This is a genomic window from Nonomuraea guangzhouensis (genome assembly GCF_019396345.1).
In the GTDB taxonomy this organism is placed as follows: Bacteria; Actinomycetota; Actinomycetes; order Streptosporangiales; family Streptosporangiaceae; genus Nonomuraea; species Nonomuraea guangzhouensis.
In genome coordinates, this window is the sequence record NZ_JAHKRM010000025.1 from 14691 (window position 1) to 28732 (window position 14042).

13 protein-coding genes are annotated in these 14042 nt (G+C 71.0%); 5 read left to right on the forward strand and 8 right to left on the reverse strand.

The genetic code is table 11. The features are described from left to right. Window positions 1-3 precede the first annotated feature (3 nt). The 5 genes from KME78_RS42035 to KME78_RS42055 all read right to left on the reverse strand — a co-directional run bounded on the left by KME78_RS42035 (window position 4) and on the right by KME78_RS42055 (window position 6038). Window positions 4-1737, reverse strand: a complete 1734-nt coding sequence (locus KME78_RS42035; protein ID WP_219535112.1) for a non-ribosomal peptide synthetase — start codon at window positions 1735-1737, stop codon at window positions 4-6. Continuing rightward, window positions 1738-2718, reverse strand: coding sequence for a hypothetical protein (locus KME78_RS42040; RefSeq protein WP_219535113.1), 981 nt, complete (start codon window positions 2716-2718; stop codon window positions 1738-1740). It abuts the gene before it with no gap. A gap of 139 nt (window positions 2719-2857) precedes the next feature. Beyond that, window positions 2858-3754: a carbohydrate ABC transporter permease gene (locus KME78_RS67515; RefSeq protein WP_308127335.1), complete on the reverse strand. Its 897-nt coding sequence runs from the start codon at window positions 3752-3754 to the stop codon at window positions 2858-2860. After that, window positions 3751-4683, reverse strand: coding sequence for a carbohydrate ABC transporter permease (locus KME78_RS42050; RefSeq protein WP_219535114.1), 933 nt, complete (start codon window positions 4681-4683; stop codon window positions 3751-3753). Before KME78_RS42050 ends, KME78_RS67515 begins: the two co-directional genes overlap by 4 nt. Then, window positions 4680-6038 carry an ABC transporter substrate-binding protein gene (locus KME78_RS42055; RefSeq protein WP_219535115.1) on the reverse strand — a complete coding sequence of 453 codons (1359 nt, stop codon included), beginning with the start codon at window positions 6036-6038 and terminating at the stop codon, window positions 4680-4682. Before KME78_RS42055 ends, KME78_RS42050 begins: the two co-directional genes overlap by 4 nt. Before the next feature lie 179 nt (window positions 6039-6217). Here KME78_RS42055 and KME78_RS42060 point away from each other — a divergent pair, with 179 nt between their 5' ends. From KME78_RS42060 to KME78_RS42080, 5 genes are all read left to right on the forward strand, one after another. After that, a complete protein-coding gene (locus KME78_RS42060) occupies window positions 6218-6892 on the forward strand; it encodes a GntR family transcriptional regulator (protein WP_219535116.1) in 675 nt (224 codons plus the stop codon). Continuing rightward, window positions 6879-7814 (forward strand): dihydrodipicolinate synthase family protein, encoded by a 936-nt coding sequence (locus KME78_RS42065; RefSeq protein ID WP_219535117.1) that lies wholly within the window; start codon window positions 6879-6881, stop codon window positions 7812-7814. Before KME78_RS42060 ends, KME78_RS42065 begins: the two co-directional genes overlap by 14 nt. Beyond that, window positions 7811-8947: a mandelate racemase/muconate lactonizing enzyme family protein gene (locus KME78_RS42070; RefSeq protein ID WP_219535118.1), complete on the forward strand. Its 1137-nt coding sequence runs from the start codon at window positions 7811-7813 to the stop codon at window positions 8945-8947. The genes KME78_RS42065 and KME78_RS42070 overlap by 4 nt, the downstream gene beginning before the upstream one ends. 164 nt (window positions 8948-9111) lie before the next feature. Beyond that, window positions 9112-10296, forward strand: coding sequence for a DUF2786 domain-containing protein (locus KME78_RS42075; protein ID WP_219535119.1), 1185 nt, complete (start codon window positions 9112-9114; stop codon window positions 10294-10296). Between the two features lie 116 nt (window positions 10297-10412). Beyond that, window positions 10413-10568 (forward strand): hypothetical protein, encoded by a 156-nt coding sequence (locus tag KME78_RS42080; RefSeq protein ID WP_219535120.1) that lies wholly within the window; start codon window positions 10413-10415, stop codon window positions 10566-10568. Between the two features lie 136 nt (window positions 10569-10704). Here the strand turns inward: KME78_RS42080 and KME78_RS42085 are convergent, their stop codons facing one another. The 3 genes from KME78_RS42085 to KME78_RS42095 are packed head-to-tail and all read right to left on the reverse strand — an operon-like array spanning window position 10705 to window position 13981. Next, complete coding sequence (locus tag KME78_RS42085; RefSeq protein WP_219535121.1) at window positions 10705-11394, reverse strand: GntR family transcriptional regulator; 690 nt, start codon at window positions 11392-11394, stop codon at window positions 10705-10707. Then, window positions 11391-12539 carry a CaiB/BaiF CoA transferase family protein gene (locus KME78_RS42090; protein WP_219535122.1) on the reverse strand — a complete coding sequence of 383 codons (1149 nt, stop codon included), beginning with the start codon at window positions 12537-12539 and terminating at the stop codon, window positions 11391-11393. Before KME78_RS42090 ends, KME78_RS42085 begins: the two co-directional genes overlap by 4 nt. Then, entirely contained in the window at window positions 12536-13981 is a 1446-nt protein-coding gene (locus tag KME78_RS42095) for an aldehyde dehydrogenase family protein (RefSeq protein ID WP_219535123.1), read from the reverse strand. Before KME78_RS42095 ends, KME78_RS42090 begins: the two co-directional genes overlap by 4 nt. Window positions 13982-14042: the final 61 nt, after the last annotated feature.

Sequence of the window (14042 nt, forward strand, 5' to 3'; positions counted from 1 at the left end):
CGGTCATACCTCGAGCCGGACCGCGAACGCCACGCCGACGCCGCCCGTTCTTGTCGCGACCGCGTCCGCCTGCGCCTCGATGGTGTCGAGGTCGAAGAGCTCGCCGATCCGGAAGACTCCCGGCCACCGCGCGTCCAGCCGCTCGTAGAGATCCATCAACTTCATGGACGTGCCGCCCACCCGCCAGAAATTGTCGTGCGGCCCGAAATCGTGGTGCCGCAGGACCGCGCCCCACTCGGCAGCCACCTGCCGCTGTGCTTCCGTGCCTGGGATGGTGCCGGGCGACGTGGCCGGGATCATGGTGAGCAACGCCGACCTGTCGATTTTTCCGTTGTGTGTCAACGGGATCCGGTCGACCGGGACGAACAGGGCGGGCACCGCCTGTTCGATCAGGCGCTCGGCGCAGAACGCCCGGAGTCGTGCCCCTACCTGGCCGTCCTCGCCGGCGGGGACGACGAACGCGACCACGCCGTGGTCGGCCGTCGTGAGCACCGCCGCCTGCCGGACGGCGTCGTGGCCGCGCACGACGTGCTCGATCTCGGCCAGCTCGACCCGTACGCCGCGCACCTTGACCTGATCGTCGGTACGGCCATGGAACTCCAGCTCGCCGTCCGGGTTGACGGCGGCGAGGTCTCCCGTGCGGTACATCCGCGCACCGTGGCCGTGCGGGTCGGCCACGAACCGCTCCGCGGTGCTCACCGGCGCGCCGGCATAGCCGAGTCCGACGTAGCCGCCGCCGATGTACAGCTCGCCGATCCGCCCCGGCGGCACCGGCCGCAGCCGCTCGTCGAGCACCCGCGTCACCACGCCGGCGAACGCCCGCCCGATCGGCACCGTCCTTTTCGGACTGCCGAGCACCTGGTGCGCCGTGCAGACCATCGACGTCTCCGCCGGCCCGTACACGTTCATCAGGCGGGCGCCCGGAAGCGCTGTCCTGTGCTGCTCGACGAGTGCCGGCGTGACCACCTCACCACCGATAAAGGCCATGGCGAGGCTGTCCGGCAGCGGTTCCGCGCGGCCCAGCAGCTGGTCGTAGAACGACGGCACGGCGAACAGGTGCGTGATCCGGTGCTGGTTGGCCAGTGTGCTTACGGCGACCGGATCCCGCAGTTCCCGCGCGTCCGGCAGCACGACCGTGCCTCCCGAGACGAGCGTGGCGAAGAGCACCGTGAGCACCCCGTCGAAGGAGACCGACATCGCCGGCAGGAACACCGGCGCGGGACCGTACAGACCCACGTGGTCGGCGATCGCGACGTCCAGGTTCGACCTGCTGATCGCCACCGTCTTCGGCCGCCCGGTGGTGCCCGAGGTGAGCACCAGGTACGCGGGATGCCGTCCGTCCACCGTTCGCGAGGCGACTGCGCCGCCCGGGCCCCGCGCGGTGTAGTCGATCAGCGTCGGACCCTGGGCGGGCACGTCGGCGCCGGGAAGATGGACGATCGCGGCACAGTCCGTGCTGTCCAGCACCGCCCTGAGCCGCACCGCCGGGTGACCGGGCTCGACCACCACCCACGCCGCGCCGGCACGCAGCGTGGCGAGCATGCCCACGAGCGCGGCCATGCCCTGCGGCAGGTGGAGCGCGACCGTCCTGCCGGGTCCCGCGCCGACCATCCGGCCCGCGAGTTCCTCGGTGACGTCGGCGAGCCGCCGATAGGTCATCGACTCGCCCCCGGCGATCAGGGCTGTTCTGCCGGGTGTACGGCGCACCTGCCCGGCCAGCCGCCGCAGTATGTCCATTCAGGACACCCGCCGCAACAGAGTGGAGCTCCACGCGGCGACCGGGCTGCTGTTCATCACCAGCACGACGCCGTCACCAGGTATGTCCGGTGCGGCCTCGGCGAGGTTCGCGAGCACGTCGATCGATCCCAGGTGCCCGTACCGGGAGAGGTTGCGCCGGCAGGCGTCGTGGATCGACACGTCGAGTGCCTGCTCCCAGAAGGTGAACGCGCCGACGGCGAGGTTCTGCATCAGCGTCGCGACCGGCCGCACCCGGTGGTGGTCGAGCACCTCGCCGTTGAGCGCCGCGAACCGCTCACGGCTGTCGACCGCGAGCCGGAACGAGTACGTCGCCTCGTCGGCGCAGCGCTCCACCCACTTCCGCTGTGCCGGGTCGCGGTAGTCGATCCGGAACAGGTCGGCGTACTTCCCGTCGGTGCGCATGCGGTGATCGAGCAGTTCGAAGTCGCCGGGGCCGGACGTGCTCAGCAGCACGGCACCACCGCCGTCGCCGAGCACGGTCACAGGCGCCCGATACCGTGCCCGGGTCGCCGGCTTCGCACCCATGGCCAGCAGGACGTGCCGCCACCCCGGCCGGCTGCGCAGCAGGGCCGCTCCGACGGTGAGGGCGGCGGACACCGAAACGCACCCGAGCTCCCCGACCCCGAGGGTGAAGGCCCGGTCGGCGCCGAGCCGCTCCTGCAGCCGAGTCGCCTCCGACGACATCAGATACTGGGGTGCGCGACCCTGCACGAGAATCAGCCCGTCCAGATCCGACGGCACCAGGTCCGATCGCCGGAGCACCGCACGCGCCGCATGCTCCGCGAGATCCACTTCGGACAGTACGGCGGCATCGTGCACCTGGTGTATACCGAGTCCCAGCGCGTGCTCCCGGCGCTGCTCGGACAGCTCGGCAAGCTCGGAGAACTCCTCGATCCGGACCACCTGATCCGGGAACCAGGTCGCCACCGGCCCGACCAGGACTGCCGCGCTCGCGGTCATGCAACACCGTCCCCTCGTCACCAGAACTTGGTCGCGAAGATACGGTTCACATACTCACCAGCGAGGCACCCCGAGGTCCAGGTCGTTAACGCAGCCCGAAACCTCGCAGGTACGCGTTCGGCTCGGCAGAGGCCCGGCGTCAGCCCTTGACCGCGCCGGCGCTCAACCCCTGGATGAGAAAGCGCTGGACGTACGCGAAGAGCACGACGACGGGCGCGACGGCGATCAGGCCCCCGGCGGCGAGAGCGCCGAAGTCGCTGCCGAACTCGCCCAGCAGGTAGCTCAGCCCGACGGGCACGGTGAACCGGTCCTGCGAGCTGATGAACATGATGGCGAACAGGAAGTTGTTCCACGCGCTGATGAACGCGAAGGACCCGACGGCGACGATCCCGGGCTTCAGCAGCGGCAGGACTACAGCGCAGAACGCCCGGATCCGACCGCACCCGTCTACCTGAGCCGCCTCCTCCAAGGTGACCGGCACATTTCTGATGAAGCCCGCCATGAGGACGAGAGAGAGCGGCAGGTGGAAGACGGTGTCGGCGATGATCAGGCTCCACAGGCTGTTCGTCAGATAGAGCCCGTTGAAGATCTGGAAGAGCGGGATGAGCATCATGGCGCCCGGGATGAACTGCGTGCACAGCATGATGACCAGGAAGACGTTCTTGCCGCGGAAGGTGAGGCGGGCGAGCGCGTACCCGCCGAGCATGCCGATCACCGTCGACACGACGAGGCTGGCGACCGCGACGGCGATGCTGTTGCGGAAGTAGACGCCGAAGCCCGAGCCCTCCCAGACCCTGCTGAAGTTCTCCAGAGTGATGGGCCACGGCACGAGGGCCGTGGAACCCGGTGGCCGGAAGGCGAACAGCACCATCCAGTACAACGGGACGAGCGTGAAAAGCAGGAACAACGTCAGCGGCAACCACAGCATCAGGCGGTCACCCACCGAGCGCCGTGGCTTGCGGGCAGCGGGCCGCCGGGTCGGTGGTGCCGCAGGCGCCGGGGCCCGCCCGACGTCGTCGCGGGTGGCGAGGCTCACTTGCCCTCCTTGGAATCGCCGGAGCTGATGCGCAGGTAGACCATGGACGCGAAGGTCAGCAGCAGGAACGCCGTGACGGTGAGCGCGGAGCCGTAGCCGAAGTCCTGGTCGTGGATGGCGGTCTGGGCCACGTAGAGCGGCAGCGTGGTCGTCGAACCCGCCGGGCCGCCGGCGGTCATCGTGTACAGCAGGTCGACGTTGTTGAACTCCCACACCGCCCGCAGCAGCGTGGCGATGACCACGGCCCTGCGGATGTGCGGCCAGGTCACCGCCGAGAACCGGCGCAGCGGCCCGGCGCCGTCGACGTTCGCGGCCTCGTACAGGTCCAGCGGCACCGACTGCAGGTCGGCGAGGATGAGGATGGCGAAGAACGGGATGCCCTTCCACAGCTCGGCGAGGACCAGGGCCCAGAAGGTCGTACCGGGATCCGACAGCAGGGAGGTCCCGTACTCGCCGATGCCCATGGACGCCAGGTAGTGCCCGATCCCGGTGGTGGGGTTGTAGAGCAGGATCCAGATCGTCGTGGTGAGGATGCCCGACACCGCCCATGGGCTGAAGGCCAGGGCGCGGGCCAGCCCGCGGCCCACGAAGGTGCGGTTCAGCACCAGCGCCAGCGCCAGGCCGAACATGAACTGCAGCCCCACCTCCACGACCACCCACTGGGCGGTGAAGCGCAGGCTCCGCCAGAACTGCTCGTCGGCCAGCAGTGCCCGGTAGTTGTCCAGGCCGGCGAACCCGTCGTCGAGGGGCCGGGTGAGGTTGTGGTGGCGCAGGCTCTCCCAGAAGACGCTGAGCACGGGATAGAGCAGGAAGACCAGCACCAGCACGACGGCCGGCGCGATCAGCAGGTACGCGTGCCCGGCCCGGGACCCGCCCGGGCGGCGCGCCGCGGGCGGGCGGCCCACCGGTTCGGCGGTCGTGGAGCTCATCCGTGCTCCTTGTCGTACTTGCGCTTGGCCGTGGTCAGGGCCGTGGCCGCGGCGGTGAGGAAGTCACGCGGCGTCAGGCTGCCCTGCAGCACCTTCTGCCACTCCGGAAGCAGGTCGGTGACGGTGATGGAGGTGAATTCCGGCAGGTAGTAGGGCTGTTCCAAAGTCACGACGCCGGGCTTCGCGGCGGCGTCCAGCGCGGCCTTCATGGCGGCGTTCTCGGTCACCCACTTCTCTTTCGCGACCGTCTTGTTGCCCGGGAGGTAGCCGGACTTCTGGGCCCAGAAGCTGTTGCCCTCGGGCTCCATCGTGTAGGCGAGGAACTTCCAGGCCTCCTCCTGGTGCTCGCTCTTCTGGAACATCGCGAACCCGGTCGTCATCCAGCCGGTCAGCACCTGGTTGTCCGGCCCGGGGAAGGGCGCGACGGCGCCGACCTTCTCGGCTCCCAGGGCGGCGACGTGGTTGGGGTAGGAGCCGATGCTGTGGCTCAACATGGCCGCGCCGCCGTTGCCGAACTGGGCCACCATGGTCTTGAAGTCGGCGGTCAGGTCACTGCGCGCGGTCTGCTTGCCGAACAGGGCCACGTACTTCTCGCAGGCGGCAATGACCGCGGGGTCGTTCAGCGTGGAGGACCCGTCCTCGCGGAAGAACGTGCTCACGCCCGCGCGTGGATAGACCATCTGCACGAACTGGCTGAAGAAACCGTTGCCGCCGCGCAGCGTGTAGCCGAAACGGCCGGAGGAGGCGTCGGTGAGGCGGCTCGCGGCCGCGTCGAAGTCCGCCCAGGTGGCCGGCGGCTTCAGCCCGGCCTCCTGGAACCAGTCGGCGCGATAGTAGATCACGTCGGCGAGGCTGGTGGTGGGCGTCAGGTAGAGCTTGCCGTCGGGGGCGGCGGCCCGGGTGGACTTGAGCATCTGCTCGGAGATGTGCTGTTCGAGGCCGGCCTTCTTCAGGCGTTCGTCCAGGGGGGCGAGCGCGTTCTGGGCCACCAGGGCCGCGAGGTCGGACGCCTTCGGGGTGAGCAGGTCGGGTGTGGAACGCGTGGCGATCGCGGTGTTGATCTTCTGCATGTACTGGTCGGTGGGCAGGCCCAGGTAGTTGATGCGGATGCCGGGGTTCTTGGCCTCGAACATCGAGATCAGCTTCTTGAGGTTGGCCGTGCGCTCCGGGCGGGTGTCGGTGTCCCACAACTGCAGCGTGACGCTGCCGCCGCTGCCGCCGCCCGAGCCGCCGCAGGCGCTCACCGCGGACGCCAGGCCCATGGCGACGCCGGCCCCTGCCGCCGTCCGGATGAAGCCGCGCCGGGACAGGGCGTGCCGGCCGAGGACCTCGGCCGGGTGCTGCTGACGGGTCATGGGTCTTTCCTCTCGTTCACCAAGAACTACGCTCCGCTGTGCGGTTGCCATACGGTACATGAGATATGAGATTTAAGGTATGGTCGGTTCCATACAATGGGCCATGTGCCCTCCGATCCCACCTCGGCGGCCGGACGGAGCGCCGATTATGGTGATCGACGACAAGTGAAGGAGCGCGGGTGAGTGAGACAGTGTTGGGCGTGATCAAAGCGTCTTCCAGGACGGCCCTCGTCCTCGAAGCGCTGCGTCGCGGCATTCTGAGCGGCGAGCTGCCGGCCGGGCGGGCCCTCGTGGAGGTGGAGCTCGCCAGCCGTTTCGGTGTCTCCAAGACTCCGGTGCGCGAGGCACTGAAGACGCTCAGCGGCGCCGGCCTGGTCACCATCGGCGAATACACCGGGGTGACGGTCCGCAAGGTCGACGAGCGCCTCACCCGCAACGTGTTCGACGCCCGGTGCCTGATCGAGCCGGTCGCGGTGCGGCGAAGCGTCGAGGCGGGACTACGCGACGGCGGCCGGCTCGCCCGCGAGGCCCTGCGCAAGGCGGACGAGGCCACGGACGAGGTGACCCGCAGCCTCGCCAATCGCGACTTCCACCGCGCCCTCTACGCCGACTACGACAACGAGGTGCTGGTCGGCGTGCTCGACCAGCTGCGCGACCAGACGGCCCTCATCTCCGTCAACGTCTGGTCCCAGCGCCCCTCCTGGGAGGACGAGGCGGAAGAGCACCGGCAGATTCTCGAGGCGGCACTGAACGGGCAGGCCGACGAGGCGGCCCGGCTCGTGTTGCAGCACATCAGCGTGTTCCAGGAGCGAGCGCTCCAGCAGATCAAGGAGGCCGGCCGTGAGGTTCGGTGAGCTCTCCCGGGCCCTGCGCGACGTCGTCGCCATCCCGGTCACGCCCTACGCCGGCGGCGTCCCCGACCTCGCGCTGTACCGTTCGCTGCTGCGCCGCCTGGTCGACGCGGGCGTCAACGTGCTCACCCCGAACGGCAACACCGGCGAGTTCTACGCCCTGAGCGCCGAGGAGCGGCTTCAGCTGATCACGGCCTCGGCGGCGGCCGTGCGGGGAGAGGCGCACCTCATGGCCGGGATCGGCCTCGACGTCGCCACCGCCGTCGAGGAGGCCCGCCACGCGGCGGCGCACGGCATCCGGATGGTCATGGTGCACCAGCCGGTGCACCCGCACGTGTCGGCCCAGGGCTGGCTCGACTACCACAGGGAGATCGCCGACGCGGTGCCGGACCTGGCCCTGGTCCTCTACCTGCGCAACGCCTGGGTCGACGGCCGGCTGCTGACGCGGCTGGGCGACCTGTGCCCCAACGTGATCGCCCTGAAGTACGCCGTCACGGACGTGAACCGTTTCGCGCAGCTACGCGCGGAGACAGGCCCCGACCGGTTCGTCTGGATCGCCGGGCTGGCCGAACCGTACGCGCTGTCCTACGCCGCCCACGGGGCCGAGGGCTTCACCTCCGGGCTGGTCAACGTCAACCCCGCCTTCTCGCTCCGGCTCAGGGACGCCCTGCGCGAGGAGCGCTATCCGGCGGCGGAGCGGATGCTCCACGACATCGCGCGGTTCGAGCACCTGCGCGCGGTCGACGGCGGCGCCAACAACGTCAGCGTCGTCAAGGAGGCGATGCACCAGCTCGGCCTGTGCGACCGCGCGGTCCGGGCGCCGAGCACCGTCCTCGGCGAACGCGAACGGCAGGAGGTCTCACGGATCCTCACCGAGTGGGCGAAGGCCGACGACCTCGGACCCCTGCCCGCGGCGGCGTCATGAGGATCAGCGGCCTCCGCTCGTTCGTGCAGCGCGTCGGCGAGCGTCCCCGGGTGCTGGTGCGCGTCGACACAGACGAGGGCGTCAGCGGCTGGGGCGAGGCCTACAACCACGGCCCCGACCTGGCGCTCGGCCCCCTGCTCGACTACCTCGGCGGGCAGATCAGGGGTGCGGACCCACGGCGCGTGGAATACGTGTCCCAGCTCCTGCTCCGCAGCGCCAGGTTCCCGCAGGGGGCGCTCGGGCTGGCGGCGATCGCCGCCATCGACCACGCGCTGTGGGACATCACCGCCAAGGCGCTCGGCGTGCCGGTCTACCAGGTGCTCGGTGGCGCCGTACGGGATCGGGTGCGCGTCTACTGCGGGCTCTACTCCGCGCCCGACCCCGACGAGTGCCGCCGCCAGACCACCGAGCTGCACGAGCGCCACGGATTCACCGCCTTCAAGCTGAGCCCGTTCCGTACGGACCTGCACGCCAGACGCTGGGGCCTCGTCGTCGCCGAGGCGGCGGAATGGGCTCAGGAGGTCAGGCGGTGTTGCCCGGAGGACTTCGACTTCGCCTTCGACGCGCACGCCAAGATCTTCGAGCCCTACCAGGTGGTTCAGCTCGGCGACGCCCTGGCGCCGATGGACCCGCTCTTCCTGGAGGAGCCGATCCGCCCGGAGCACTTCGCCTCCTGGGGCTACCTGCGCCGGCAGTTGCGGGTGCCCCTGGCCACCGGGGAGAGCCTGTACTCTCCCCACGAGTTCCTGAACCTGCTCACCCACGGGGGCGCCGACCTCATCCAGCCGGACATCTGCGTGGTGGGCGGCATGTCCCAGATGCGGCGCATCGCGACCATCGCCGAGACCTTCAACACCATGGTGGCGCCCCACAACCCGATGGGGCCACTGGCCACCGCGCACAACGTGCACTTCGCCGCGGCCTGCAGCAACTTCTCGATCCTGGAGTACAAGCCGGAGACGACAAGGTGGTGCCCGGACCCGTACGTGCCGGTCGACGGGCACCTGGAGCTGCGGCCCGACCGGCCCGGCTGGGGGATCACCATCGACGAGGACGCCCTGGCGGAGGACGACTACGTGCACTGGGAACGCCGGGTTCCCCTCCGGCCGGACGGATCCCTCGCGTTCTGCTGACACCGCGGAGCCCCAGGCGGGTGCCGCCCCGGCGATTTCTTCGTAGGTGGCGCCCGCCTCGTGCAGGGCGCGGACCTCGCCGCCTTCCACCGCGCCGGCGAGCAGGGGACGAGGCTTCGTCGCGGTAAGGTTCTGGCGGACTTTCTTCAAGGTGGACGGCACGTGTGAGTAAGGCTGATGAGCTGATCGGCGCGGCGATGGAGGCCCTTGCCCGCGAGGATGAGGCAGCCTTCGACTCCGCCGCCGCCTTCCTGGCCGACCGGGACGACGCCGATCCCGTGCTGGTGGAGGTGGTGGCCCGGGCGATCTCGAGGTTGTGGCGGAACGGCTGGCAGCCCGCCGACGTGGTCAGGATCGCGGCCAGGCGGCTGACCGACTGGCACGGGCGGGCGGCGGCTGACCTCATCGCCTGGGAGATGCGGGCCTACCCACCGGCCACGGTGGATGAGCGCTGGCGCGACCAACTCGCCGGCCTGGAGGCCGCGGTGTGGTGGAAGGGCGGCTACCTGGCGGCGCGGCAGGCACGCGACGGGGCCGGCCGACTGGTGACCGTCTCCGGTGCGCTGGAGCTGCTGGGGCTGCTGACCGGGCTGCCGCGGCTGGAGTCGTTGAGCCCGCGGCCTGGGGTCGCTCGCGGTACGGTCCAGGCACGCTCGCACGCGGTCAGCGAGAAGACGTTCGCGCGGGTGCGGGCGCTGCTTGCCAAGGCGGAGTCGACGCCGTACGAGGCGGAGGCGGAGACGTTCACGTCGGCGGCGCAGAGCTTGATGGCGAAGTACAGCATCGACGCGGCGATGCTGGACGCACAGCCAGGCGGGGGTGCGGCCCCGGCGGGCATCCGGGTCGGCATCGACGCGCCGTACGAGCAGCCCAAGGCCGTGCTGCTCAACCTCATCGCCGAGGCCAACAGGTGCCGGGTGATCTGGTCGAAGGAGCTGGGGTTCGCCACCGTGCTGGGGTTCCGGGCGGACCTGTCCTGGGTGGAGGTGCTGTTCACCTCGCTGCTGGTGCAGGCGCAGACCGCGCTGGTGAACTCGGGCACCAAGAAGCACGGCACCGGCCGGTCGAGGAACAAGACGTTCCGCCAGTCGTTCCTGTCGGCGTTCGCCTCCAGGATCGGGGAGCGGCTCGCCGAGGCCACGGCGGATGCGGTCGCGCAGGAGAGCGCCAGCCGGGGCACCGACCTGGTGCCGGTGCTGGCGGCCCGCGAACAGGAGGTGGAGCAGGCGGTCGAGCGCATGTTCCCGAACCTGGTCTCGCACGCGATCCGCACGTCCTGGGACCGGGAGGGCTGGGCGGCGGGCCGTACCGCCGCCGATCAGGCCAGCCTCGGGACGCGAGACCGATAGCGCCTGTATTTCTAATGCCGGGGATATCTTCTCCCTAGCGGTAGCCATCCAAGGACGCGAGGATACGGATCCGACAAGACAAGGCTGACGTCGACCTGCACGCCTCGGAGCTGACGGTGGCGCAGCAGCGGGTGCACCCCGACGCCCAGGTCGTGGAGGGCCCGCCGAAGAGCGCCGCCAGCTGCCTGGCGGTGGCCCCGGACACGGCGCAGGAGACGGCCCGGCTGGTGCTGAGCGCCGCATCGGCGCTCGCGCGAGAGCTGAACGCGTGACTCAGCTTTGCCTCACATCTGCCCCACACCGCCGCAGGCAGCGATCACCGCGCGGGTTTGCGCAGGTGGAGAAGCGCCCTGCAGGATTCGAACCGGCGACCGTCGGATGAGAAGTCCGCCGCGCCGAACCCGCCGGTCAGCCGACCGTGCCAGGCGACAGCTGAGCCTCTATGGCGGTCACCGCGTGGGCGCGGTGCGCGGCCAGCACGGCCACCACTGCTTCGGCGTCGCGGCGGCGCAGGAGGTCGAGTGTGGCGCGGTGCTCCTCGATGACCCGCTGCCTGTTGGGCTCCTCGCCGTAGTACAGGGATCGGTAGGCGTCGGTGGAGTCCCACAGCGTCCGGATCAGCCGGACCAGTCGCGGCAGCGCCGACCACTCGAAGATCGTCATGTGGAAGCGGCGGTTGGCCTCGGCCATCTCCAGCACGTCGCCCGCCGCCGCGGCCCGCTCGACCTCGGCCTGCGCGCGTTCGGCCGCCGCCAGGCCGGCGTCGGTGAGGTGCTCGACCGCGCGGCGGACCGCCTCGGCCTCGAGCAGTTCGCGGATCAGGTAGACCTCGCGCAGGTCGTCGAGCGAGAGCCGCTGCACGCAGTAGCCGCGGTGCGCCTTGTACGTGACCAGCCCCTCGCCCTCCAGGGTCTTCAGCGCCTCGCGCAACGGGACCCGGCTGACGTCGAACTCCTCGGCCAGCGCCTCCTGCCTGATCGGGTCGCCTGGGCGCAGGCGGCCCGTGGTGATCGCCCGCCTGAGCTCCTCCAGGACGAACTGCTGGGCCGTGGGCGGCCTGCGGTGCCCTTCTACCGAGTGCCCGTCTACCGAGGTCATTGCCCCAATATCTCACGGACCCAGTCCGCGTCCTGCCCGAGCGAGGGGGGCGGGAGGCGGTACGCGGGCGGTGTCGCGCCGAGGCCGATGGGGTTGGCCACCTGATCGCCGGCCAGTGGCTCCAGCCCCAGGTCGGCGGCGAACGCGAACGCCGCGTCCAAGGTGTTGATCGGCCCGCACGGCACCCCGGCCGGGGTGAGCGCGGCGAACCACTCGTCGGCCGTACGCGCCGCCAGCGCCCGGTCGAGCTCGCCCACGAGCTCCTCCCGGCAGGCGACCCGGCCGGTGTTGGCGGCGTACCGGGGATCGTCGGCCAAGTCGGCCCGGCCCAGTACCTCGCACAGGGCGCGGAACTGCCGGTCGTTCCCGGCCGCGATGACGATCGGCCGGTCGGCGGCCTGGAACACCTCGTACGGCACGATGCTCGGATGCCGGTTCCCCATGGCCTTGGGCACCACCCCGGCGGCGGCGTACCCGGAGGCGTGGTTGGTCAGGGCCGACAGCAGCGACGACAGCAGCGAGACCGACACGCGCTGGCCCTGACCGGTGGCGTCGCGGTGGCGGAGCGCGGCCAGGACGCCGAGGCCCGCGTGCAGCCCGGTGATCACGTCGACGAGGGCCACGCCCGCCTTCGTGCCGGGGCCGTCCGGCTCGCCCGTCACACTCATCAGCCCGCCGACGGCCTGCGCGATCAGGTCGTACCCGGGCAGGTCCGCGCCGTTGCCCGCGCCGAACCCGGTGATCGAGCAGTAGACCAGCCCGGGGTTGGTGGCGCTCAAGGAGGAGTAGCCCAGGCCCAGCCGGTCCATGGTGCCGGGCTTGAAGTTCTCGACGAGCACGTCGGCGCGGGTGGCCAGCGCGCGGGCCACCTCCAGGTCGGCCGGGTCGCGCAGGTCGAGGGCGATCGAGCGCTTGTTGCGGTTGACGGCCAGGAAGTAGGTGGCCACTCCCCCGGCGTGCGGCGGCCCCCACGAGCGCGTGTCGTCGCCGGCGCCGGGGCGTTCCACCTTGACGACGTCGGCGCCGAGGTCGGCCAGCAGCATGGTCGCGTACGGGCCGGCCAGCACCCGGCTGAAGTCGGCGACCAGCAGCCCGGACAGCGCGCCGCTGCTGTGCTCGCCGGTTCGCTCGCTCCGCTCGTTCACGCCGGGGCACCGAGGTAGACGGTCACGGTCTGGGTGAAGAACTCGCGGGCCGCCCGCCCCTGCTCCCTGGGCCCGAACCCGCTGAGCTTGCGCCCGCCGAACGGCACCCAGGGGAACGTGCCCGCCGACTCGGAGTTGACGTGCAGCACGCCGACCTCCAGGTGTTCGACGGCTTGGAGGGCGGCGCCGAGGTCTCTGGTGAAGATCGCCGCCGACAGGCCGTGCTCGCTCCGGTTGGCCAGCCGCAGCGCCTCCTCGGGGCCCGAGGCCCGCACGGCGCCCACGACGGGGCCGAACAGCTCCCTGCTCCACACGTCCACGTCGGTGCCCGGCAGCGCGAGCACGGTCGGCGGCGTGAACCAGCCGGCCGCGAGGTCGCCCTCGGTGTACGGCCGGGCGCCCGCTAGCACGGTGGCGCCCTGCCCGAGCGCGTCGCGCACGCCCGCCGACACCCGGTCCCTGGCCGCGGCGCTGACCAGCGGGCCCATGTCCACCCCGGCGCCGAGCGGGTCGCCGACGACGAGTTCCGCCGCCTTGGCGGCCACCTTGCGCAGCAGTTCGTCGGCGACGGACTCCTCGACGACCAGCCGGGAGGTGGCCGTGCACTTCTGGCCGGTGGACCGGAAGGCGCCCGCGCACACCTGCTCGGCCGCGTGGTCCAGGTCGGCGTCGGCCAGGACGACGGCGGCGTTCTTGCCGCCCATCTCGGTCTGCACCGGCTTGGCCAGCTCGCCGCAGCGCGCGATGACGGCCCGGCCGACTTCGGTGGACCCGGTGAAGGAGACCACGTCCACGCCGGGGTGGCCGATGATCGCCGCGCCCGCGTCGGCCTCGCCGTACACGAGGTTGAGCACGCCCGCGGGCAGGCCCGCCTCGACGAGCGCGCCGGCCAGGCGGGCGGCGAGCAGCGGGACGAGTGAGGACGGCTTCCACACGACCGTGTTGCCGTAGGTGAGGGCGGGCGCCAGCTTCCAGGCGGGGATCGCGATCGGGAAGTTGAACGGGGTGATCACCCCGGCCACGCCGACCGGCTTGCGCATGACGAGCAGGTTCTCGCCGCGGCGCGGGGAGGCGTAGATCTCGCCGCTCTCCCGGTCGGCCTCGGCGGCGTAGTAACGCAGGATCCTGGCCGCGCCGCGTACCTCCGCCACGCCTTCGGGCAGGGTCTTGCCCTCTTCGCGGCTCAGCTCGCGGCCCCACTCCTCGGCGGCGGCGTCGATCAGGGCGGCGGCCGCGGCGAGCACGGCCGCGCGTTCGTGGTGCGGGGTGGCCCGCCAGCCGGGGGCGGCGTCACGGGCCGCCCGGATCGCCTGCTCCACCTGCTCGGACGAGGCGGCGTGGCCGCGGGCGACGACCTCTTCCGGCCGGGCGGGGTTGGTGTCGGTGAACTCCGCGCCGGATCCCTCGATCCAGCGGCCGTCTACGAGGTTCAGGATGTCCATGGTCAACGCACCTTAACTGTGCCATATTGGATAATCAATATTGGATCCAAAATACAAGGGA